The 24527-nt window shown below is 35.3% G+C and carries 25 protein-coding genes and 1 other annotated feature; all 25 genes read left to right on the forward strand.

What is annotated here, in order from left to right; translation table 11 throughout:
* Positions 1–231: 231 nt before the first annotated feature.
* The 25 genes from murB (at position 232) to SLH48_RS04345 (ending at position 24520) form a co-directional block, all read left to right on the forward strand.
* Complete coding sequence (gene murB, locus SLH48_RS04225) at positions 232–1140, forward strand: UDP-N-acetylmuramate dehydrogenase (RefSeq protein ID WP_320257110.1); 909 nt, start codon at positions 232–234, stop codon at positions 1138–1140.
* Positions 1141–1478: 338 nt separating this feature from the next.
* On the forward strand, positions 1479–2240 hold the full coding sequence (locus SLH48_RS04230) for a cell division protein FtsQ/DivIB (protein ID WP_320257111.1): 762 nt from the start codon (positions 1479–1481) through the stop codon (positions 2238–2240).
* Between the two features lie 4 nt (positions 2241–2244).
* On the forward strand, positions 2245–2949 hold the full coding sequence (locus SLH48_RS04235; protein WP_214483249.1) for a DUF881 domain-containing protein: 705 nt from the start codon (positions 2245–2247) through the stop codon (positions 2947–2949).
* Between the two features lie 118 nt (positions 2950–3067).
* Positions 3068–3790 (forward strand): DUF881 domain-containing protein, encoded by a 723-nt coding sequence (locus tag SLH48_RS04240; protein ID WP_320257112.1) that lies wholly within the window; start codon positions 3068–3070, stop codon positions 3788–3790.
* A 1-nt stretch (position 3791) separates the two neighbouring features.
* Complete coding sequence (locus SLH48_RS04245) at positions 3792–4154, forward strand: small basic family protein (RefSeq protein ID WP_214483251.1); 363 nt, start codon at positions 3792–3794, stop codon at positions 4152–4154.
* Between the two features lie 426 nt (positions 4155–4580).
* Positions 4581–5867, forward strand: a complete 1287-nt coding sequence (gene ftsA / locus SLH48_RS04250) for a cell division protein FtsA (protein ID WP_320257113.1) — start codon at positions 4581–4583, stop codon at positions 5865–5867.
* A gap of 46 nt (positions 5868–5913) precedes the next feature.
* The gene (ftsZ, locus tag SLH48_RS04255; RefSeq protein WP_320257114.1) at positions 5914–7041 is read left to right on the forward strand and encodes a cell division protein FtsZ; all 1128 of its coding nucleotides are present in this window, start codon (positions 5914–5916) and stop codon (positions 7039–7041) included.
* A gap of 398 nt (positions 7042–7439) precedes the next feature.
* Complete coding sequence (gene spoIIGA / locus SLH48_RS04260; RefSeq protein ID WP_320257115.1) at positions 7440–8363, forward strand: sigma-E processing peptidase SpoIIGA; 924 nt, start codon at positions 7440–7442, stop codon at positions 8361–8363.
* 55 nt (positions 8364–8418) lie between these two features.
* Positions 8419–9129, forward strand: a complete 711-nt coding sequence (gene sigE / locus SLH48_RS04265; protein ID WP_413785389.1) for an RNA polymerase sporulation sigma factor SigE — start codon at positions 8419–8421, stop codon at positions 9127–9129.
* Between the two features lie 65 nt (positions 9130–9194).
* Positions 9195–10016 (forward strand): RNA polymerase sporulation sigma factor SigG, encoded by an 822-nt coding sequence (sigG, locus tag SLH48_RS04270; protein ID WP_413785390.1) that lies wholly within the window; start codon positions 9195–9197, stop codon positions 10014–10016.
* 362 nt (positions 10017–10378) lie between these two features.
* The gene (locus SLH48_RS04275; protein WP_214483257.1) at positions 10379–10639 is read left to right on the forward strand and encodes a YlmC/YmxH family sporulation protein; all 261 of its coding nucleotides are present in this window, start codon (positions 10379–10381) and stop codon (positions 10637–10639) included.
* Positions 10640–10743: 104 nt separating this feature from the next.
* Positions 10744–11568 carry a peptidoglycan editing factor PgeF gene (gene pgeF / locus SLH48_RS04280; protein WP_320257117.1) on the forward strand — a complete coding sequence of 275 codons (825 nt, stop codon included), beginning with the start codon at positions 10744–10746 and terminating at the stop codon, positions 11566–11568.
* Between the two features lie 7 nt (positions 11569–11575).
* Positions 11576–12253, forward strand: a complete 678-nt coding sequence (locus tag SLH48_RS04285; RefSeq protein ID WP_320257118.1) for a YggS family pyridoxal phosphate-dependent enzyme — start codon at positions 11576–11578, stop codon at positions 12251–12253.
* 111 nt (positions 12254–12364) lie between these two features.
* The gene (locus SLH48_RS04290; RefSeq protein ID WP_320257119.1) at positions 12365–12808 is read left to right on the forward strand and encodes a cell division protein SepF; all 444 of its coding nucleotides are present in this window, start codon (positions 12365–12367) and stop codon (positions 12806–12808) included.
* Positions 12809–12814: 6 nt separating this feature from the next.
* Positions 12815–13081 carry a YggT family protein gene (locus tag SLH48_RS04295; RefSeq protein WP_214483261.1) on the forward strand — a complete coding sequence of 89 codons (267 nt, stop codon included), beginning with the start codon at positions 12815–12817 and terminating at the stop codon, positions 13079–13081.
* A 71-nt stretch (positions 13082–13152) separates the two neighbouring features.
* Entirely contained in the window at positions 13153–13926 is a 774-nt protein-coding gene (locus tag SLH48_RS04300) for an RNA-binding protein (RefSeq protein WP_320257120.1), read from the forward strand.
* 120 nt (positions 13927–14046) lie between these two features.
* On the forward strand, positions 14047–14538 hold the full coding sequence (locus tag SLH48_RS04305; RefSeq protein ID WP_214483263.1) for a DivIVA domain-containing protein: 492 nt from the start codon (positions 14047–14049) through the stop codon (positions 14536–14538).
* A 66-nt stretch (positions 14539–14604) separates the two neighbouring features.
* Positions 14605–14846 (forward strand) — a binding site (T-box leader).
* A gap of 374 nt (positions 14847–15220) precedes the next feature.
* Complete coding sequence (ileS, locus tag SLH48_RS04310; RefSeq protein ID WP_320257121.1) at positions 15221–17989, forward strand: isoleucine--tRNA ligase; 2769 nt, start codon at positions 15221–15223, stop codon at positions 17987–17989.
* A gap of 148 nt (positions 17990–18137) precedes the next feature.
* Positions 18138–18440, forward strand: a complete 303-nt coding sequence (locus tag SLH48_RS04315) for a TraR/DksA family transcriptional regulator (RefSeq protein ID WP_214483265.1) — start codon at positions 18138–18140, stop codon at positions 18438–18440.
* 122 nt (positions 18441–18562) lie between these two features.
* Entirely contained in the window at positions 18563–19027 is a 465-nt protein-coding gene (lspA, locus tag SLH48_RS04320) for a signal peptidase II (protein ID WP_214483266.1), read from the forward strand.
* Positions 19027–19935, forward strand: a complete 909-nt coding sequence (locus SLH48_RS04325) for an RluA family pseudouridine synthase (protein ID WP_320257122.1) — start codon at positions 19027–19029, stop codon at positions 19933–19935. Before lspA ends, SLH48_RS04325 begins: the two co-directional genes overlap by 1 nt.
* 198 nt (positions 19936–20133) lie before the next feature.
* A complete protein-coding gene (gene pyrR / locus SLH48_RS04330; protein WP_214483268.1) occupies positions 20134–20673 on the forward strand; it encodes a bifunctional pyr operon transcriptional regulator/uracil phosphoribosyltransferase PyrR in 540 nt (179 codons plus the stop codon).
* Between the two features lie 160 nt (positions 20674–20833).
* Entirely contained in the window at positions 20834–22168 is a 1335-nt protein-coding gene (locus tag SLH48_RS04335) for a solute carrier family 23 protein (protein ID WP_320257161.1), read from the forward strand.
* A 179-nt stretch (positions 22169–22347) separates the two neighbouring features.
* Positions 22348–23265 carry an aspartate carbamoyltransferase catalytic subunit gene (locus SLH48_RS04340; protein WP_320257123.1) on the forward strand — a complete coding sequence of 306 codons (918 nt, stop codon included), beginning with the start codon at positions 22348–22350 and terminating at the stop codon, positions 23263–23265.
* Complete coding sequence (locus tag SLH48_RS04345) at positions 23246–24520, forward strand: dihydroorotase (protein WP_320257124.1); 1275 nt, start codon at positions 23246–23248, stop codon at positions 24518–24520. The genes SLH48_RS04340 and SLH48_RS04345 overlap by 20 nt, the downstream gene beginning before the upstream one ends.
* The last annotated feature ends 7 nt before the right edge of the window (positions 24521–24527 follow it).

The raw sequence follows: 24527 nt of genomic DNA on the forward strand, positions 1-24527 counted from the left end.
TTTATACTGTTAGTTAATTGCTGTACAGAAGAAAAAATCCACGAACTCTAGTTGTGTACGTGTTTATTTCTTAGTACGAAAAACTACAATCAATGCGAAAACAACCAAGAGAAAGGACTAATTGTATAGATGTATATACGAAATTCTACAATATATTCAATGAACTTAATCATATCAAGCTAGTTTATAAGCACGTAGTAGTATTCACTAGTACAGAAGGAGGTTGCCAAGATGGAAAAAATAGCTGCGGAGTTGCTTCATGAAAATGTCGGAAAAGTTCGGTTAAATGAACCGCTTGCTAATCATACGACAATAAAAATTGGGGGGCCAGTAGACTTATTTGTCGAGCCAAAAGACATACCAGCTTTATACAAAACGATGGAAATAGTAAAGAAATATGGAGTAACATGGCGAGCAATTGGTAGGGGATCAAATTTATTGGTCTCAGATTTGGGAATCGAAGGAGTAGTAATAAAGCTTGGAGAAGGCCTTGATCATTTGGATATAGATGGTACAAAGGTTACTGTTGGAGCAGGTTATTCTATTATCAAATTAGCTACCATCATTAGTAAAAAGGGTCTATCAGGTTTAGAGTTTGCAGGAGGTATACCAGGTTCAATTGGTGGTGCCGTTTATATGAATGCTGGTGCACACGGATCTGATATTTCGAAAATACTCTTAAGAGCGCGCATACTGTTTGAAGACGGTACAATTGAATGGTTATCATGTGAAGAGTTGGAATTTTCCTATCGAACTTCTATTTTGCAAAGTAAGCGCCCGGGAATTTGTGTGGAAGCCCAGTTCACTTTTGAGTCAGGTGACCGTGAACTTATTGTCGCTGAGATGCAAAAAAACAAAGATTATCGACGTGATACACAACCATTTCATTTCCCTAACTGTGGAAGTGTTTTTAGAAACCCTCTACCAAATTATGCAGGACAACTAATAGAAGTTGCTGGCCTAAAAGGGCATGCAATAGGTGGTGCGCAAATCTCTGAACAACATGCTAACTTTATCGTTAACACTGGTAAGGCAAAAGCAGAGGATGTATTGAATTTAATACAACATGTTAAACGAACAATATACGATCTTTACGATATTGAAATGAAGACAGAAGTTGAAATAATAGGAAAAAAGTAGCATGTTTTTTCTCTGATTTCAAGTATATATTGTGATATAATAATTAACAATACAAACTATTGAAAATGTTAAACGGCATATATAACCTATGCCGTTTTGTTTCTCTTATCCAACCCTGTTGGTAATGACGTTGCGAAAATTTTTCTTAACATTAGCTGTTTTCGCTTCAAATCGTTGTTTTTTGGCTTAAGAAATTACCACGCCTACAACTAGAGTTTAATTAGCATTTTCTTCTTTAACGATGCGATTGCATAAAACCACTATTTTCTGTTCTTACATAGTAACATGAGTAACAAAATCATGAAATGAGCTTTTAATATAGATCGGGGTGACTTTTTTTGGGGAAAGAAAAAGTTGTTGTACTTGAAGATCGGGTTCCCAAGCTAAAACAGCAACGAAAACAAAAGGTAAATAGAAGGCTTATTTATTATATTCTATTTTTTTTTCTTATGATCATTACAATTGTGTATTTTCAGTCCCCCTTAAGTAAAGTTTCTTCAATATCAGTAAGTGGGAATCACCATGTTTCAACTGAAGAAATCATTGATTTGAGTGGAATTTCGACAAAAAATAGCTTTTGGAGCGTCAATGAAAACAGCATAACACAGTCCATTTCTGCACATGAAGAAATAGCAGATGTATCTGTTCAAAAGCAATTTCCAAACAAAGTACTTATATTAGTCACAGAAACAAAGCGGATCGGTTACATGTTAAACGAAAGTCGCTTTTATCCGATTCTAGAAAATGGTAAATCCCTTACTGATGAAAAACAATCCGTATCATCCCCAGATGCTCCTGTATTTGTAAATTGGTCGAACAGTGATGATGTTGACAAGATGATAGAAGAATTAGTTCAGTTATCTGATGAAGTGAGCAATTCAATTTCAGAAATTCATCATACACCAACACCATCAGACCCATTGCATATTACCCTTTATATGAATGACGGGTTTGAGGTAAGTGGTACAATAACAAATTTCTCTAGGAAAATGGCTTTTTATCCATCAATTGTAAATCACCTTGACCCTTCAGTGAAGGGGATTATTGACATTGAAGTTGGGAGTTTCTTTTCACCATACAACCAGCCAGAGGAGGAGTAGGAGAGTGAAAATCAGGGGTAAACATGTCATCTTATCCTTTGTTTCTTTAGTTATCGGTTTTCTTATCGCATTTTCTTATCATGTTACTACAAGTAACAATGGTACTCCTCGTATATCGGACAAGCAGTGGGAGAGAGACTTTCGATATCGAGAACAATTGATAGCACTAGAGGAAAAAAACCGAGAATTATTTAATACAATTAAAGAAAAGCAAGATGAAGTAAGGGAATACGAAGAGGAATTAGCTAAACAGGAAGGTATTTATTTTAATTTAGTTGAAGATGTGGAAAAGTATAGAATGTTTGTTGGAGAAATCGATGTGCAAGGTGAAGGTATTGAAGTTACTTTGTCGGATGCCGAATATGTACCTGATGAAGAGAACGTGAATAATTACATAGTTCATGAAGGGCATGTATTTAAAGTAATTAATGAATTACTCATTTCAGGTGCTTCAGCAATTGCGATCAACGGACAAAGAATTTCTCGAAATTCGTATATATTATGTAATGGACCTGTTATTGAAGTTGATGGTAATCAACATGCTGAACCATTTGTCATTACAGCTATTGGAGAAGCAAACACGCTTTATGAAGCTCTTTATATTATTGGTGGTATTTACGATCAATTAGTGAGTGATAATATTTTTGTAAATATAGACAAAAAAGAAAACATCATGTTTGAACCCCTTTTAGGTGTAAGTACACAATAGTTGTGTTATTAGGCTATTTTTTATCCTTTGTTGCTAATGATTATACAAAGTGGGTGCCAAAATAAGACAGGTAATAACCATGCGAAAACAGGCAATTATTAAGGTCAGGTGATTTTCATTGGGCAACAAAAAAGTTATCTCAATAACAATAATCACAATAATTATTGGATTTATGATTGCAGTTCAATTTCAAAGTATTAACAAGCCTGTTGTCCGTGATACAAGGGATACTTGGGAAATTCGTGAGGATATTAAGAAAGAGCAAGAGCTTACATTTCAGTTACATCAAGAGATTTCAAATTATAACGATAAGTTGGAGAAATATAAAACAGAGCGACAAGATGATGCGGTACTTAAAGAAACGTTAGACGAGTTAAAAGTAAAGGCTGGTTTAACTGATGTAAATGGACCAGGTGTTATTTTAACAGTGAAGCCGTTTTTCGATGAAATCATGCCAGGTGAACGTGTTCATACAGTATCCCCAGAACTATTAAAAAGGTTGATTAATGAATTAAATCAATATAACGCAGTAAATATTTCTATAGCTGAACAACGGGTAATAAATACTACAGTGATTAGAGACATTAATGGCGTCACAAAAATAGATGGGTATCCTCTTAATAGATTTCCATTTGAAATTAAAGTAATTGCTAAGAGTGAAGAAGGAGCAGAAAAATTATATAACAGATTACAGGTCTCTAGCATGATTGATGCTTTCGTTTATGATAATTTACAAGTTGTGATTTCTGATCCATTAGCATCGATTGAAGTACCGGCTTTTTCAGAAATACCTCGTATCAAAAATATGAAGCCTGTAAATGCCGAAGAGGAGGAGAAATAGTATGTGGCTTCCACTTGTCGGCTTAATTCTTGGAATAACACTAGGTTTGCTAACAGATATACGCATACCAGATGAATATTCTAATTATTTATCAATTGCTATACTTGCAGCGTTAGATACGCTCTTTGGAGGAATCCGAGCACACTTACAAAATGTATACGATGAGAAAGTCTTTGTGTCCGGTTTTATCTTTAATCTACTTTTAGCTACAAGTTTGGCTTTTCTAGGTGTTCATCTTGGTGTAGACTTGTATTTAGCGGCAGTATTTGCATTTGGGGTAAGATTGTTTCAAAATATTGCAGTGATTAGACGAACTTTATTGTCTAAATGGAAGATTACTCACAAAAAAACTGAAAAAAATTAATTTTTATTAAAGGGAATAGATAGGATTTGTTGAATATTTTCCATATAAGAATGTGTTCAATAGGGAGGATAAAAAGGACTGAGAAGAACAAGGCGGTGGAGCCTTGAAGGCTAGAACAAAGCTCAAGTATATGAAAGGCGCTATTGTTGGCCTTGTATCAAGTAGTCTTTCTGACCTTTGCTTCATTTGTAGACTGCAATAAAGCCATACGTAAGGATACAGAAAGGCGGCTCACTATCGTGTCTACCACGTCAATTGCAAACGTGCACAGCACACCTTGTTCGAGTTCAATTTTCCCAGACCTTTAAACTTTCTTTGAAGATTGATTTGTAAAGTTTGATGTACCATTTATTGAATCGATTAATAAAGGACATATGCTCAACATGAACAGTTATTATTTATGTTTGAAAAAGGAGGTGCCAAAGAATGAACAGCAATGAAGTTTTTGTTAGTCTTGACATCGGTACATCCAATGTTAAAGTGATCATAGGTGAAATGGCAAATGATACTTTAAATGTTATTGGGGTAGGTAATGTTAATTCTCATGGATTAAGAAAAGGTTCAATTGTTGATATAGACGAAACCGTTCATTCTATTAAAAAGGCAATAGAACAAGCCGAAAGAATGGTTGGTATTCCCATCCAAAGCGTTGTTGTGGGTGTGTCTGCTAATAGTGTGCAATTACAAGATGCACACGGTGTTGTAGCTGTATCGAGTGAAAATAGGGAAATTAATGACCAAGATGTAGCTAGAGTCATTGAGGCAGCGCAAGTTGTATCAATCCCTCCAGAGAGAGAAATTATAGATGTCATTCCAAAACAATTTATCGTCGATGGGCTTGATGAAATTAACGACCCGAGAGGAATGTTAGGAGTCCGTCTTGAAATGGAAGGAACCATTGTTACTGGATCAAAGACGATATTACATAATTTACTTAGATGTGTAGAGCGTGCAGGTTTAGAAATAACGGCTATTTGTTTACAACCACTCGCTGCGGGTTCTATCTCTTTATCTCGGGATGAAATGGAGCTTGGTGTAGCCCTAGTTGATATCGGTGGCGGCTCCACAACTATAGCTTTTTTTGAAAATGGACATTTAAAAGCCACAACGGTTTTACCGATAGGAGGGGATAATATAACTAAGGACCTTTCTATTGGTTTAAGAACCTCTACTGATGACGCTGAAAAGATAAAAACAAAGTATGGACATGCTTTTTATGATACAGCCTCAGAAGAAGAAACATTTAATGTTCCGATTATTGGTAGTGATAAAGAAGAACAATATAATCAACTAATAATCTCAGACATTATTGAAGCTAGATTTGAAGAAATGTTTGACATGATTAAAAATGAAGTAAGACAATTAGGAATTCGTGAATTGCCTGGAGGTTATGTACTTACTGGTGGTACTGTTAATATTTCTGGATCATTGGAATTGGCACAACAAATTTTAGCAAATAACGTGAGGGTAGCAATTCCTGATTACATTGGTGTAAGAGAACCTCAATATACTACCGGAGTAGGATTAATTCAATTTGTATATAGAAATGCCAAGCTTCAAGGGAAAAGTATTGTTGAGGAAAATCGCCCTATAGATCTAGCAGAAAAAAGAGTAGCAAAGAAACCTCAGCAGTTAAAGCAAAAGTCTAAGCAAAAAAATGAAGAAAATCTGAGTGAAAAAGTCAAGAAATTTTTCGGGTTATTTTGGGAATAACAGGATGAAAACTTCTTAGTAAATCGATAAATTAGGAGGATTTGTGATGTTAGATTTTGAGACAAATCTTGATCAATTAGCGACAATAAAAGTAATCGGTGTCGGTGGTGGAGGAAATAACGCCGTAAATCGAATGATTGAGCATGGAGTTCAAGGTGTTGAATTTATAGCTGTAAATACTGATGCACAAGCGCTAAATCTTTCAAAAGCAGAGATTAAAATGCAAATCGGGGCAAAGTTAACTCGAGGTCTTGGAGCAGGCGCAAATCCTGAAGTAGGAAAAAAAGCAGCTGAAGAAAGTAAAGAACAGCTAGAAGAAGTGTTAAACGGAGCTGATATGGTTTTTGTTACAGCAGGAATGGGTGGAGGTACTGGGACTGGTGCAGCACCTGTTATAGCCCAAATTGCAAAAGATTTAGGCGCATTGACTGTAGGAGTTGTAACACGTCCTTTTACATTTGAGGGTAGAAAGAGATCTACTCAAGCTGGCGGCGGTATTGCAGCAATGAAAGACTCTGTAGATACTTTGATTGTTATCCCGAATGATAGATTATTAGAAATCGTTGATAAAAACACACCAATGTTAGAAGCATTCCGTGAGGCTGACAATGTATTACGTCAAGGTGTACAAGGTATTTCAGACTTAATTGCAACGCCAGGTTTAATAAACCTTGATTTTGCTGATGTTAAGACAATAATGTCAAACAGGGGTTCAGCTTTAATGGGTATCGGTATCGCAACAGGTGAAAACCGTGCAGCTGAAGCTGCAAAGAAGGCTATTTCAAGTCCATTACTTGAAATTCCTATTGATGGTGCTCAAGGAGTCCTAATGAATATAACTGGTGGCATGAACTTAAGCTTATACGAAGTACAAGAAGCGGCCGATATTGTAGCTTCTGCATCAGATCAAGAAGTTAATATGATTTTTGGCTCAGTAATCAATGAGAGCTTAAAAGACGAAATAGTAGTAACGGTGATTGCCACAGGATTTAAAGAAACCGAAATTCCTCAAGGTAGACAAATTCGTCAATCAGTAGGTGCGAATACCCAAAAAGCAACTGCAGCAACTAGCCGTGAAAAGGAAAGCGAAAATGTATCGAACTATAATCCTCAGCAGACTGAGGACACATTAGACATCCCTACATTTTTACGTAATCGAAACCGCAGACGCTAACAACTTTATATTTTATACTTCTAAGAGAGAGCATGAATCGTATTTATTGATTCGTGCTTTTTTATATTAGGTTTCACTTAGAGTGTTGTAATTGGCGCAAGGTGTAAATAAGTTTACTATCGTGCGATGTTTTTTTCTTATTTATCATGGTAATGATAGTGTGAAAAATCTAAATAGATGTGCTATTTAAATAGGATTGCAACAAAGTTTAAGAAAAGATCCTCACATTAAAAAGTGATTGCTTCTAGATTCGTCAGTTGTTTGACAATATAAGCTTAAATCCAACAAAAAATTCCTCATTAATTCCTACAAAGATTGACAGACATCACATCACATTATATATATACTAGTTTCAAATCAATATACTAACGAAGGAGCTACAAGGAAGGGGAACTTGAGTGTCTATTTATATTGACATTATATGGTTTCTTAATTTGTTATTTGATGGATCATTACTGCTTCTAACTGCAGTAATTCTAAAGAGAAGAATTAAGTTTTGGCGACTTGTGGTTGGCTCGTTAATAGGCTCGTCTCTCGTTCTATTAATCGTTTCTCCACTAGCTTCTTTTGTATCCAATCCATTAATCAAATTTTTATTTTCACTGATTATCATTTGGTCTGCTTTTGGATACAAGCGTTTTTCTTATTTTATCAAGAATCTTTGCACTTTTTATTTCGCAACGTTTGTAGTCGGAGGTGGTATTATTGCTTTCCATTATTTATTACAAAAGGAATTTAACATAAATAATGGTATCTTTCTTACGACGTCAACTGGATACGGTGATCCAGTTAGTTGGGTATTTGTAATTATTGCGTTTCCATCTTTATGGTATTTTTCAAGGTCGCAAATTGATGGGATTAAAAGTAATAAGCTGAAATACGAGGAAATTATTGATGTTACTATAGTTATCACCAATATCAAAATAACCATTAAGGGATTAATTGATAGTGGTAATCAGCTATACGATCCAATTTCTCGGTCACCAGTAATGATTATCGATAGTACATGTTTAGTTGAACATGTCCCTACAGGAATTATTGAACTATCAAAAAACGTTGATATGTTAATGAATGAGATGACTGTTGATGATCCTCAATGGGAAAAACGACTTCGACTAATTCCATATAGAGGTGTAGGACAAGATCATCAAATACTATTAGCAATAAAACCAGATAATATTTCACTTCGTTATGAAAATAATTGGTTAGACGTGAATAAAGGGCTCATTGCCTTAAATCATGTCAAACTTTCAAGTGATGATGAGTATCAATGTATCGTTCATCCTAAGATGATCCAATCATCCTCAGTACAATCAGCCTAGTATGACCTTGATCTATATCCCTGTAAAAATTGAAGGAGGAACAATTTTGAGAAATATGACCGTTCGTTTTACATATTATTGGTACAAAATATTAATGAAACTTGGAATCAAAACTGATGAGATTTATTATATAGGCGGAAGTGAAGCTTTGCCGCCCCCATTATCAAAAGAAGAGGAAGGGCTCTTATTGCAAAAACTTACGAAAGGCGATAAAGCTGCTAGATCTATTCTAATTGAAAGAAACCTTCGTTTAGTCGTTTACATTGCTAGAAAATTCGAAAATACAGGAATTAATATTGAGGATTTAATTAGTATCGGTACGATAGGTTTAATTAAAGCTGTAAATACTTTTAATCCAGAGAAAAAAATTAAGCTAGCTACATACGCATCAAGATGTATTGAAAATGAAATTTTGATGTATTTAAGAAGAAATAATAAAATACGCTCTGAAGTATCATTTGACGAACCCCTCAATATTGACTGGGATGGAAATGAACTGTTGTTATCAGATGTATTAGGAACTGAAGACGATGTTATCACGAAGAATTTGGAGGCAAATGTAGACCGAAAATTATTGCTGAAAGCTTTACATCAGTTGAATGATCGTGAAAAACAGATTATGGAGCTTAGGTTCGGACTTATAGGTGGTGAAGAAAAAACACAAAAGGATGTTGCTGATATGTTAGGAATTTCTCAATCATATATATCTCGACTAGAGAAAAGAATTATAAAGAGGCTTAGAAAAGAGTTTAATAAAATGGTTTAAGCATTTTCGATCATTACTTTTTTTCTTCAATATGAACGTTGTGCATATTTTTCCCTCCTAAGGAGATACTTAACTTAGGACATCTACTCCTGTTAGGGGGGAAAGAATTGACTAGAAATAAAGTTGAAATTTGTGGCGTTGATACGTCAAAGCTTCCAGTACTAAAAAATGTAGAGATGAGAGAACTATTCCGTTTAATGCAAAGTGGGGACATACAAGCTCGTGAAAAATTAGTTAATGGGAACTTGCGACTTGTATTAAGTGTTATTCAAAGATTCAACAATAGAGGAGAATATGTAGACGACCTATTCCAGGTTGGTTGCATCGGGTTAATGAAGTCCATTGACAACTTTGATTTAGGTCAAAACGTTAAATTTTCCACATATGCTGTGCCGATGATCATAGGTGAAATTCGGAGATATTTACGTGATAATAATCCAATTAGAGTTTCACGTTCATTACGCGATATTGCATATAAAGCGTTACAAGTAAGGGAAGAATTAATGGGGAAGACATCGAAAGAGCCTACAGCAGAGGAAATATCCAAAGTGTTAGAAGTTCCTTATGAGGAAATAGTGTTTGCTCTTGATGCAATACAAGACCCAGTATCATTATTTGAACCAATTTATAATGATGGAGGGGATCCAATCTTTGTAATGGATCAGCTAAGTGATGAAAAAAATAAAGATTCACAATGGATTGAAGAAATAGCTTTAAAGGAAGGTATGCGAAGATTAAATGACCGAGAAAAGCTCATTTTAAGGAAACGTTTTTTTCAAGGTAAAACCCAAATGGAGGTTGCTGAGGAAATTGGAATTTCTCAAGCACAAGTATCAAGATTAGAAAAAGCAGCAATAAAGCAAATGAATAAGAATATTCAAAGCTGATGTCAAAGGGCTGTTCAATAATGAACAGCTCTTTTTTACGTAAGGTTGCTTTTCGTAATAGGAGTTGAACACGTATATATCATACGTTCATGGCATTTTTTCTCTTTTTAGAATTAATAAGCTCTCAAAAAACTACGAGCGGTAGTAGCATCCTTCTTCTTTAAATCTCTATTGTCGGAGAACAGGCCCTAACTCTTCAAATTTATTAACAAAAGCGTATGAAAAAAATTCCACATTTTGATGTCATCTAATTGTTCAACAAAAAATTGCTCATGAACTATAGTAGTTTACACATATATTGACTATTAAGGGATGTTAATTTTTGTGGAATGCCAGAATAAGAAGACAGGGGAGAGTTTTTTATGGTAAAAATCTCTGAATTTCAAGCAAAAAGTGTAGTTAATGTAGCTGATGGTACAAATTTAGGCCATATTGGTGATATCGATATAAATTTAAATACAGGAGAAATAGAGTCAATTGTTATTTTTGCTAATGGCAAAGTTTTAGGGTTTTTTGGACGAGAGGAAGAAGTAGTAATACCGTGGGCAAATATTGTGAAAGTTGGCAAGGATGTTATTTTAGTTAGATATCAATCACACGAAGCAGCTAAGCTGATAGAGTAAGAATACAAAATATGTAAAACGTTGTGAAAACAAAACTAACGAAATACTACAATTTGTGTTAAAATAAACAAAAGTAATGAGGCTCATAGTGAGGACTGACTGTTATGTACGAACCTTTTCAACAAATCGAACATGAAGAAATTCTATATTTACCATGGCATGTTTTTAATTCTAAAGTAGTAGCCGGGTTTACAACGAAAAATGGTGGATATAGTAAATATCCGTATGAGACGTTAAATACAGGTTTACATGTTAATGATAAACCTGATACGGTGGTAAAAAATAGAGAGGCGGTAGCAAAACTAATTAATTTCCCTATTGAAAACTGGGTATGTGCTGAACAAATTCATGATCATACCATAACTAAAGTAACAAAGAAGGATATAGGGAAAGGCATCTACTCCTATTCTACATCTATAGATGGTACAGACGGCTTATATACTACTGATGCCGGTATATTATTAACATTATGCTATGCAGATTGTGTCCCTATTTATTTTCGGGCTAACAATAAGGATATAATAGGCGTGGCACATGCAGGATGGAAAGGTTCAGTGAAAAATATTGTTGGGAAGATGGTACAGCAATGGACTGAAAATGAAGAAGTTAAAAGAAATGACATTTATGTTGCTATTGGACCTTCAATAGGAAGTTGCTGCTATAAAGTGGATGAACGTGTAATTAAGCAAGTAGATGCTATCTTACAAAATCATGATCTCCTTCCTTATACTTTTATTGGTAATGGAGAATATAGTTTAGATTTAAAACAATTAAACCAACAATTATTGATTGAAGCTGGTATACTAGTTGACAATATTGAAGTTTCAAATTATTGTACGAGTTGTCAAGAAGAGTTATTTTATTCTTACAGACGGGACAATGGTAAGACTGGTAGAATGATGAGCTTTATTGGTATGAAGGAGGTATAATGTCAGATTGTCTGTTGAGGTAAATTTAGCTATTATTGAAGAAAAAATAACCGAAGCGTCTGCAAAAGTTAATCGTGACAGGAATGATATAAATATCATAGCGGTGACGAAATATGTAACTGTTGAACGGGTCGAAGAAGCCATACAAGCAGGAATTACTCATTTTGGTGAGAACAGAGATCAAGGTTTCAACGATAAATGGGAACAAATTGGAGCAAAGGTTACCTGGCATTTTATTGGGACGTTACAAACGAGAAAGGTAAAGAATATTATTAATAAGGTTGACTACATTCATTCTTTAGACAGACTTTCTTTAGCTGAAGAAATTCAAAAGCGCGCTACGAAGCCAATTAAATGTTTCATCCAGGTGAACACTTCAGGCGAGGGCTCAAAACATGGTATGTCTCCCGATGAAGTATTACCATTTATTGAAAAAATAAAAGATTTTTCAAATGTTTCCATCGTTGGGCTGATGACAATGGCACCACAAACAGATGATGTTTCAATCATTCGTTTGTGCTTTAATAAATTAAAAGAACTTCAACAACAAGTACAAGCTCTTTCCTTAGCATATGCACCTTGTTTAGATCTATCAATGGGTATGTCAAATGATTACGAAATTGCGATCGAAGAAGGGGCAACATATTTACGTATAGGTTCTTCTTTAGTTGGCAATGAGCAGTGATTAAGAGCACAGTGAGGAGTACTTTTGTATTTAGCAAAAGGTTTGATTTTGGAAGCTTATATGGATTATCGTCTAAAAGGCTAGTTCACGAGGTGAGAGGGGAGTGTCAATATGAGCATAATGTCAAAGTTTAAGAACTTTTTTGCACTTGAAGATGAATATGATTATGTTGATGAGCGAGAAGAATATGAGCATGATGATGAAATAGACGTATCGAAACAGCCAAAAGCTAATCAGAAACAAAATATTGTGAGTTTACAAAGCGTACAAAAATCTTCTAAAGTCGTATTAATTGAACCAAGAGCGTATAGTGAAGTTCAAGATATAGCTGATCAATTAAAAAATAGACGTTCTGTTGTAGTAAATTTACAACGAAACCAGCATGACCAAGCAAAAAGAATTGTTGATTTTTTAAGTGGGACAGTGTATGCTCTCGGTGGGGATATACAAAAGGTAGGATCTAATATTTTTCTATGTACGCCTGACAATGTTGATGTTTCTGGAACAATTTCTGAGTTGTCAATTGATGAAGACTCTTTAGGACAGAGGTGGTAAACTTATATGGAACTATTACTTAGTATTATTTTATTTGCAGTAGATATATATTTTTATGCTCTTTTTATTTACATATTAATGTCTTGGTTTCCAAATGCAAAAGAAACAAGTATCGGTCAAGTTTTAACTTCTATTTGTGAACCTTATTTAGAACCATTTAGAAAAATAATCCCACCTCTTGGTATGATTGATATATCACCAATCGTTGCAATCCTTGTATTGCGGTATGCAAGTTATGGTTTACAATTTTTATTTAGCTCTTTTTTACTTTAATATAGCAGTATAGATGTAAGGAATCTTTCTTAGATTCCTTTTTCTTACGCAAGATAAGGACTGAGTTGCACATGAATATTTACCAACATTTTCGCAAAGAGGAGCACAATTTTATAGACCAGGTGATAGATTGGAAGAATACAGTTCAAAATACTTATAGCTATAAACTTACAGACTTTTTAGACCCTAGAGAACAAGAAATTACGAAATCTATTGTAGGCGAGAATCAAGATGTTCACGTGCAATTATTTGGTGGTGCTGAGTGGACCGAAAGAAAAAGGGCGCTTATCTATCCTGATTATTATGTTCCTAGTAATGATGACTTCAAGCTTGCTATTTTTGAACTTGGATACCCTGAAAAATTTGTAACGATTGAACATCCACAAATGTTAGGTTCGCTAATGGGACTAGGGATGAGAAGAGCTAAATTTGGTGATGTAATGATACAGGATCGTGTTGTTCAATTCATCGTCGCAGAAGAGGTCGAAAACTATATACAGTTGAATCTCCAATCAGTTGGTAAGAGTAAAGTCTCAGTTAAAAGAATTAATTTTTCAAGCATAGTAAACCGTAAGGAATTGTGGAGAGAAAATGTAGCCACTGCATCCTCACTTCGGCTAGATATTATGATCGCAACAATATTCTCAATTTCTAGACAAAAAGCTCAACAGCTTATTAAAAATGGTCTTGTTCGCATGAATTGGAAAATGATCGAGCAAACTTCATTTGAATGTAAAGAAGGGGATATCATCTCTGTACGTGGAGTTGGTAGAGGGAAGCTTTTGTCAATTGAAGGTAAGACAAAAAAAGAAAAATGGCGAATTGTTGTGGGAATACAAAAATAAATTGAGACAAGAGCAGGAATTATTAATAATATGTCGAATAACTTAAAAAAACATTTACGTAGTGTATAACAAGAGTTTTTCGTCATAAAACATACATACGATTTTGTGGAGGTGGCACATGTGCCTTTAACACCATTAGATATTCATAATAAGGAATTTAGTAAAGGATTCCGAGGTTATGATGAAGATGAAGTAAATGAATTTTTAGATCAGGTTATTAAAGATTATGAAATTGTAATTAGACAAAAAAAAGAGTTAGAAGACAAGGTTACAGATTTAACTGAGAGAATAAACCATTTTACAAGTATTGAAGAAACACTTAATAAATCAATCATTATTGCTCAAGAGACAGCAGAGGAAGTTAAAAGAAATGCTGAAAAGGAAGCAAAGTTAATTATTAAGGAAGCTGAAAAGAATGCTGACAGAATAATTAATGAATCACTTTCTAAATCTCGTAAGATTACCTTGGAAATAGAGGAATTGAAGAAGCAATCAAAAGTATTTAGAAATCGTTTTAAAATGCTCATAGAAGCTCAACTTGATATGCTTCAACATAACGATTGGGATAGCTTAATGGAGTATGAAGAAGATCCACAATCGGTTGTGAAATAGGAAAACTGGACTTGACTAACTGAAGCACGATAGCATATAATTTCTAAATATGTGTCATAACTTTAAATGTAGACGATGATAGGGACAGTAATTCTTTAACGAGTTTATTATAAAAAGCGAATCGAGGACGGTGGAAGCTCGATATAAACAAAAGGAATGAACATCACCCTTAAGTTCCTAGCTGAAATTATAAAGTAAGCAATGGCGTTTATTCACGTTACGAATAGAAAGCGGACTAATTGTTTTTTGTATTATAACAAGTAACAGTCTACAAGGGTGGTACCGCGGGAGACCTTCTCGTCCCTATTTAGGGATGAGAAGGTCTTTTTTTAGGCTCTGATCCGTTACTTGGTGTTATTATAAGGCTTTTTTCGTTAACTTTGTTGCCTATTGTTACTTAAATTTGATTAACTATTGTGGATGATATGATTTTTATAGTCTGAAGAGAAGATAAGGTGTTATTTACGTTAGTTATTTTCACTATAGCTCTTATTACGAAAAGCAACAATTAATGTGGAAACAGCTTCTTAATAAAAAAGCCATCTATGTAATGTATTGTGCATACTAAAGAACACAAGGTATCACAACGATTGCTAGTTGTATGCTTTTATAGCGAAAAACAGTTACATATGGAAAACAGCTTTTTGATAATTATTTTATGTTAGTTTTGGAGGAATGGAAAATGGAGTATAAAGATACATTACTTATGCCGAAAACAAGCTTTCCAATGCGTGGAAATCTTCCGAATCGAGAGCCACAAATTCAACAGCAATGGGATGAGCAACATATATATGAAATGGTTCAAGAACGGACAAAAGATAGACCATTATATGTTCTACATGACGGCCCTCCATATGCAAATGGTGATATTCATATGGGGCATGCTTTAAACAAAATATTAAAAGATTTTATCGTACGTTACAAATCAATGAGCGGTTATAATGCGCCATATGTACCAGGTTGGGATACACATGGTTTACCTATAGAAACCGCACTAACAAAAAATAAAAAAATAAAACGTAAGGAAATGAGTATTGCTGAATTTCGTAAGCTTTGTGAAGAATATGCGTATAAACAAATCAATAATCAACGCGAGCAATTTAAACGCTTAGGTGTTCGTGGAGATTGGGAAAATCCGTATATTACATTAGAGCCTGCGTATGAAGCACAACAAATTAAAGTATTTGGCGAAATGGCTAAAAAGGGCCTAATTTATAAAGGCTTAAAACCTGTCAATTGGTCACCATCAAGTGAATCAGCTCTTGCAGAAGCTGAGATTGAATATAAAGATAAAAGATCACCTTCTATTTATGTAGCATTTGAAGTAAAAGATGGGAAAGGGGTACTCCAAGGGGATGAAAAAATAATTATTTGGACAACGACACCTTGGACTCTTCCTGCAAATCTTGGCATAACTGTTCATCCTGATCTTGATTATAGTATTGTTCAAGCAGATGGACAAAAATTTGTTATTGCAACTGATTTACTAGAAGTTGTACAAAATGAAATTGGCTGGGAGAATACGACAACAGTAAAATCCATAAAAGGACATCTTTTAGAGAATGTCGTTGCTGCACATCCGTTTTATGAGCGTGATAGTCTTGTCATGTTAGGAGATCATGTAACGACAGATGCAGGTACTGGATGTGTCCATACTGCACCTGGTCATGGGGAAGATGACTTTATCGTAGGAAAAAAATACGGTTTAGATGTGCTTTGCCCTGTAAATGAAATGGGTTATATGACTGCTGAGGCACCAGGATTTGAAGGGTTGTTCTATGATCAAGCGAATAAGCCAATTACTGAGAAATTAGAGGAAGTTGGAGCTCTACTCAAACTTAATTTTATCACGCATTCATATCCACATGACTGGAGAACTAAAAAGCCTACAATATTTAGAGCGACAGCGCAATGGTTTGCTTCAATAGATAAAATACGAGAAGATTTACTTAACTCAGTAAAAGAAACAAAATGGGTGCCGGAATGGGGCGAAACCCGCTTGCATAACATGGTGAGAGATCGTGGGGATTGGTGTATTTCTAGACAACGTGCCTGGGGTGTACCTATTCCTGTGTTCTATGGGGAGAACGGAGAGCCTATTATTACAGATGAAACGATTAATCATGTATCTGACCTATTTAGAGAGCACGGCTCAAATATTTGGTTTGAACAAGATGCAAAAGGCTTGCTCCCAGAAGGCTTTTCACATCCTTCTAGTCCAAATGGAAAGTTTACAAAGGAACAAGACATTATGGATGTATGGTTTGATTCAGGATCTTCTCATCAAGCCGTTCTTCTCGAAAGAGACGACCTACAACGTCCAGCAGATTTGTATTTAGAAGGGTCTGACCAATATCGCGGTTGGTTTAATTCTTCCTTATCTACATCTGTTGCGGTTACTGGGCATGCTCCATATAAAGGTGTATTGAGCCACGGCTTTGTGCTTGATGGAGAAGGTAGAAAAATGAGTAAGTCTATCGGGAATGTTGTCGTTCCAGAGAAAGTAATGAAACAATTAGGTGGCGATATATTACGTTTATGGGTAGCTTCAGTTGATTATCAATCAGACGTTCGCATCTCAGATGCTATATTAAAGCAAGTAGCTGAAGTATATCGCAAAATTCGTAATACATTCCGCTTCTTATTAGGGAATTTATTCGATTTTGAACCAACTAAAGACACAGTGGCATATGAAGATTTAAGAGAAGTTGATCGGTATATGCTCATTAAACTCAATAAAATCATTAACAAAGTAAAGAAATCTTATGAAACATATGAATTTGCGAGTATTTTCCACGATGTTCATAATTTTTGTACGATTGATTTAAGTTCATTCTATTTAGATTTTGCTAAGGATATTTTATACATTGATGCACCAAATGATATGAACCGTCGTGCAATTCAAACAGTCATGTATGAGTCTTTATTAGCACTTACGAAGCTTGTAGCACCTATACTACCTCATACAGCAGACGAGGTATGGTCGCATATTAATACAGTATCAGAGCAAAGTGTTCAGTTAGTCGACATGCCTGAAGCAATGGAATTACAAAATGCTACACAAATTGAAGAGAAATGGGATGCATTTATGTCTCTTCGTGACGATGTGTTAAAGGCATTAGAAGTGGCTCGGAATGAAAAAGTGATAGGTAAATCATTAAATGCTCATATTGCATTATATACTACTGATGATACTAAACATCTCTTAAATGCCATTGAAGAAGATGTGAAGCAACTATTTATCGTTTCAGGATTTAACATTGCAGGAATGCTAGAAGATGCACCTGCGAATGCACAAAAATTTGATCAGACTGCAATTGTTGTATCACCAGCTGAAGGAGAGACGTGTGAACGCTGTTGGGTTGTTTCACAAACAGTAGGTGAGGATAAAGATTATCCAACGATATGCTCGAGGTGCGCAACAGTAGTTAAGGAACATTATACTGAATAAATGAACAACCTTAGCAGTGTTCTATCTGCTAAGGTTTTCTTTGTTGTCCGTTAATGTAATGGAAAAATGTAGTTTACAGGATATGTTGTAAATAAGCATATACTATTGTCAACAATAACAACTGCTTCGTATCTTAGGAGGTTTATGTATGTATGAACAAACAGCAGAGATAAAAGCAGAATTAGAGCTTGCAAAGTTGGAACTAGAAACAAGGTTAGGGCAAGTAGATAAAGATGACGAATGTACATTAAATGATGAGAAACATATGGAGATTATTCATTATGTCAAAGAAGACCTAGATGATGTAAATAGAGCATTAGCGAAAATTGATTTAGGCCTTTATGGCTTATGCGAATCAACAGGTAAAAGAATCCCCCTAGACAAACTGCGAATCTTCCCGACTGTTAGAACAATTGATGAAGTAAATTATCCAAACAATTATATACATTAAAATATAACCGTATTATTTTAACAATAGCATTATTGGTGAATATATTATTATGAATTCGTTGTTTCTTTTCAAGACAATATGCTAAAATGCAGAAGTACATTATATTTCATGGAGGTACTTCTGTGTATTATTATATCTTAGCATTAATCGTTATTTTAATGGACCAAGTAACAAAGTGGATGATTGTTACAAAAATGGAGTATGGTGATCATCTACCAGTTATAGAAAATTTTTTATACATAACTTCACATCGTAATAGAGGAGCGGCTTGGGGTATATTGGAAGGACAGCTTTGGTTCTTTTATATTGTCACAACGATTGTCATCATTGGTATTATTTATTATATGAAAAAACTCCCTCAAACACAGGTGTTGATACGTGTTGCACTAGCATTAATGCTTGGAGGAGCCGTCGGTAATTTTATTGACCGTCTGTTTAGAAAAGAAGTTGTTGATTTTATTAATTTTACGAATATTTTTAGTTATGATTACCCAATCTTTAATATTGCAGATGCTGCATTAGTTGTTGGAGTCATACTGGTAATTATCCATACACTACTAGATGGACGAGAGAAGGAGAAAAATTAATGGATGTTATTGAGTTAATTGTAACGAATGAACAGCGTAACGAAAGGCTTGACAAAGTAATTTCAGAGCATGAAAATGAATGGTCTCGTTCTCAAGTACAGCAATGGATTAAAGCTGGAAATATTACGGTTAATGACAAGAATGTTAAACCTAATTATAAATGTAATATAGAGGACGCTGTGAAAATAATTGTACCAGCAGCTGAAGTTCTAGATGTGATTCCACAGGATATGGAATTAGATATTTACTATGAGGATGCAGATGTAATCGTAGTTAATAAGGATAGTGGATTGGTTGTTCACCCTGCACCAGGACATATGGAAGGTACATTAGTAAATGGACTATTAGCACATTGTACAGATTTGTCTGGTATTAACGGGGTGCTAAGGCCAGGAATTGTTCATAGAATTGATAAAGATACATCAGGGCTTTTAATGGTAGCCAAAAATGATGTAGCCCATGAATCATTAGTCAATCAGTTAGTAAATAAAACTGTCACACGTAAATACAAGGCGATCGTTCATGGTGTTATTCCTCATGATAAGGGAACGATTGATGCACCAATTGGACGAGATAAACGTGATCGCCAAAGTATGACAGTAACTGACGAGCATTCAAAAGATGCAGTTACGCACTTTAAAGTACTTGAAAGATTTAATAATTACACTGTAATTGAATGCCAACTTGAAACAGGAAGAACCCACCAGATTCGTGTTCATATGAAATATATTGGCTACCCTCTAGTTGGAGACCCAAAATATGGTCCAAAGAAAACATTAAAAACAAATGGACAAGTACTTCATGCGGCAATTCTAGGTTTTGATCATCCTAGAACGAATAAATATATGGAATTTGAAGCTCCTTTGCCTTCAGAATTTGTCACAGTATTAAATGAGATTAAAAAATAATATTGACATTACCTAACCGTTAATATATTCTAAATGTAGTTGCATACTAGATCTTTAACCCAGTCCCGTGAGGCTGAGAAGGATACGGAATTTTATTTAAGAATAATTGTAGTAGCGCTACAATTATGAATCCTCTCGCCACAGGTGTGAGGATTTTTTTATGCTGTTGACCACCATTTATAATCAGAGGTGATAACGATGCAAAAAGCTGTAGTATTGGATAATCAAGCTATTCGCAGAGCACTAACTCGTATTGCACATGAGATTATTGAAAAGAACAAAGGTATCAAGGATTGTGTCCTCGTTGGAATTAAAACTCGGGGTATATATCTTGTTAATAGGTTGGCAGAAAAGATTGAGCAAATCGAAGGAGACAAAATCGCAATAGGTGAACTAGACATCACATTATATAGAGATGATCTAACAAACACGACATCGAATAAAGAACCGCTTGTGAAAGGTTCTCATTTACCGATAGATATTACAAATAAAAAGGTAATATTAGTCGATGATGTGTTGTTTACTGGACGCACAGTTCGTGCAGCAATGGACGCGTTAATCGATGTAGGTAGGCCAGCTCAAATACAATTGGCAGTCTTAGTTGATCGAGGCCATAGAGAGCTACCGATAAGAGCAGATTTTGTAGGTAAAAACATTCCAACTTCTAATGCCGAAAAAATAGTTGTTAAATTAGAAGAAGTTGATCAAGTTGATCAAGTAGGTATTTATGAAATTTAATCCCCTTTTTAAGGTTATCCTGTGAGGTAACTAAGAGGGTACAACCTCAAGTATGTGGATACTTGAGTAGTTTGCACACCCTCTTTGTATATAAAACAAAGAGGGTTTTTATATGGATTTTTCTAGTGAGTGTTTTACAGAGGAGGAGACAAAGTTGGAGATGAAGCAAAAGGATGTAACTCTTAATGTACATGAAGTCCCACCCTTAAGTAAATGGATTATATTTAGTATCCAACACTTATTTGCAATGTTTGGAGCTACAATACTAGTTCCCTTTTTAGTCGATTTAAGTCCTGGAGTAGCACTTGTTTCAAGTGGTCTCGGAACTCTAGCCTACTTATTAATAACTAGAGGTCAAATACCTGCATATTTAGGCTCCTCATTCGCATTTATTGTACCTATTATTTTAGCAAAAACAGCCGGAGGTCCACAGGCTGCAATGTTAGGAAGTTTTTTAGCAGGTGTCGTCTATGGGATTGTAGCTTTACTTATTAAAGGTTTTGGTTTGAAGTGGATTATGCGCATCTTACCACCTGTAGTTGTAGGTCCTGTGATCATTGTAATAGGTCTAGGCTTAGCGAATGTTGCTGTTGGAATGGCAATGTATGAAAATGTAGGTGCACCATCAAACGAGTTAATTTACAATCCAACGTATTTCTCAGTGGCTATAGTGACACTCGCATTAACAATTATTTGTTCAGTGTTTTTAAAAGGCTTCTTTGGACTCATTCCCATTTTAATAGGTATTGTTGGCGGGTACACATATGCATTTTTTATGGGCATTGTTGATCTCACTCCGATTCGTGAAGCAAAGCTCTTCGAAGTGCCAGATTTCTATATTCCCTTTGTAAACTATACACCAAGCTTAGACTGGGAAATTGCTCTTATCATGGTTCCAGTCGCTATAGTAACAATTGCAGAGCATATCGGTGATCAGATGGTCTTAAGTAAAGTTGTAGGGCGGAATTTTATAGAAAAACCTGGGCTCCATCGCTCAATCTTAGGTGATGGTATTGCAACAATGATTGCAGCAACATTAGGGGGGCCTCCTAATACTACTTACGGAGAAAATATAGGTGTCTTAGCAATTACGAAAGTGTTCAGTGTATTTGTTATCGGAGGCGCAGCCGTGTTTGCAATATGTTTTGGATTTATCGGTAAAATAACAGCATTGATTGGTTCAATTCCATCTCCTGTCATGGGCGGTGTATCAATATTATTATTTGGAATTATTGCATCATCAGGCTTACGTATGTTAATAGATAATAAAGTTGATTTAGGAAATACAAGAAACTTAATCATTTCGTCAGTTATTATAGTCATCGGTGTTGGTGGAGCTTTTGTTCAAGTTACAGATCAGTTGCAAATTGCTGGTATGGCATTAGCAGCAATTTGTGGTGTTATACTTCATCTTATACTACCTGGCAAAGAGTCTAGCTATGGTACTAATGAAATGTTTGAACTATCGGAAGATAAGCAACAAATAAGCGGCTAAACCTTTTAAATGAGTCCTGTGAGACTAGTAAGGGTGTAAGGTAATAAGTGTATTTGATACGCAAAATGAATCATGATCGTATCATAACACTGAAATGTCTTTCAAACACCCTACACAAATTTGTAGGGTGTTTTTTCTTAAATAAATGTAACACTAAAAACCAAAAAGGGGATCATAATATGAAACATTTACTCGCGATGAATGAGCTATCAACGAATGATATTGAAATGATATTGCAAGATGCGCATCGGTTTTCTAGTGGTGAATGGACTGATATTGCGCAGAACAAATTTATTGCTAATTTGTTTTACGAACCTAGCACAAGAACGAAGTTTAGCTTTGAAGTAGCAGAGAAAAAGCTTGGAGCGCATGTGTTAAATTTCGATGCGTCAAACACAAGTGTCCAAAAAGGCGAAAGCTTATACGATACTGTGAGAACGTTACAAGCAATTGGAGCAAATGCGGTTGTCATTAGACACGAAGAAGACCAATATTATGATGAATTACGTGAAAAAATCAGCATCCCTATCATTAATGCAGGTGATGGATGTGGTCATCATCCAACACAGTCATTGCTTGATTTATACACGATTAAAGAGGAGTTTGGAACATTTAAAGGGTTGAAAGTTGCGATCATTGGCGATATTCGTCATAGTCGTGTAGCACGTTCTAACTCTGAAGTATTAACAAGACTTGGAGCTCATGTGATGTTCTCTGCACCAGATGAATGGCGAGATGAAACGAATGAATTTGGTAAGTATGTTGACATAGATGAGGCGGTACAGACAAGTGATGTATTGATGCTATTACGTATTCAACATGAACGTCATCAAGAAGGAAATGATCATGCTTCACAAAGCTATCATGAATCTTACGGATTAACAATTGAGAGAGAAAAGCAAATGCAAGCACATAGTATTATTTTACATCCAGCCCCAGTGAACCGTGGAGTGGAAATAGCTAGTGAATTAGTGGAATGTGGTCGATCTAGAATCTTTAAGCAAATGGAAAATGGTGTATATATTCGTATGGCTGTTATTCAAAGAGCATTACAATCTGTACAAGGGGGATTAACAAATGAGTATTGTACTAACTAATGGTAAGTGGTTCAACGAAAATGGGGCATTAGAATCGATAAATTTAAAAATTGAAGATGGGAAAATCGTGGAAATTGGAGAGGGTATTGATACGACAAATACACAGGTGATTGATGTTAAGGGTAAGGTCATATCACCAGGATTTGTTGACTTACATGTACATTTGCGTGAGCCTGGTGGTGAACATAAAGAAACAATTGAGACAGGTTCATTAGCAGCAGCTAAAGGTGGGTTTACGACGATTGCAGCGATGCCTAATACCCGTCCTGTTCCTGATACAAAAGATCAAATGAATTGGCTCCAAAAACGAATCGAAGAAACAGCACATGTCCGTGTCTTACCGTACGCAGCTATAACAACTCGTCAGCTTGGAGAGGAGCTAACGGATTTTGAACAGCTAAAAGAGGCAGGCGCATTTGCCTTCACAGATGACGGAGTAGGGGTGCAATCAGCACATAAAATGCTTGAGGCAATGAAAAGGGCAGCCGATTTAAATATGTCGATCGTTGCGCATTGTGAGGAAAATACGTTGATTAATAAAGGTGCTGTGCACGAAGGAGATTTTTCAGCAAAACATCACTTGAATGGCATTCCGTCAGTATGTGAATCAGTTCATATTGCGAGGGATGTACTATTAGCAGAGGCAGCGAATTGTCATTATCACGTTTGTCATATTAGTACAAAGGAATCAGTAAGAGTAGTTAGAGATGCGAAACGCGCTGGAATTAATGTTACAGCCGAAGTGACTCCACATCATCTACTGTTAACAGATGACGATATCCCAGGGCTAGATTCAAATTATAAAATGAACCCACCACTTAGATCAAAGGCTGATAAAGAAGCATTAATTGAAGGATTGTTAGATGGGACAATAGATTTTATTGCTACAGATCATGCTCCTCACACTGCAGAAGAAAAATCAGAAGGAATGGAGCTTGCACCATTTGGAATTGTAGGTCTAGAAACAGCGTTTCCGCTTCTTTATACACATTTTGTTGAAAAAGGCATTATTACCTTAGAGGAGCTAATAAATTATTTAACTAAAAAGCCAGCAGAAGTGTTTAATCTTCCATTTGGAAGCTTACAAGTAGGATCCCATGCAGATTTAACAATTATAGATCTTGAATTGGAACAAACAATTGACCCTGAAACATTTACTTCAAAAGGGAAAAATACGCCATTTGCTGAATGGACTTGTAAAGGTTGGCCTGTAATGACATTAGTTAACGGAAAAATTGTATGGCAGAAGGGATGAATTCTTA

This window comes from Cytobacillus sp. IB215316, assembly GCF_033963865.1.
Classification (GTDB): domain Bacteria; phylum Bacillota; class Bacilli; order Bacillales; family SM2101; genus Nanhaiella; species Nanhaiella sioensis.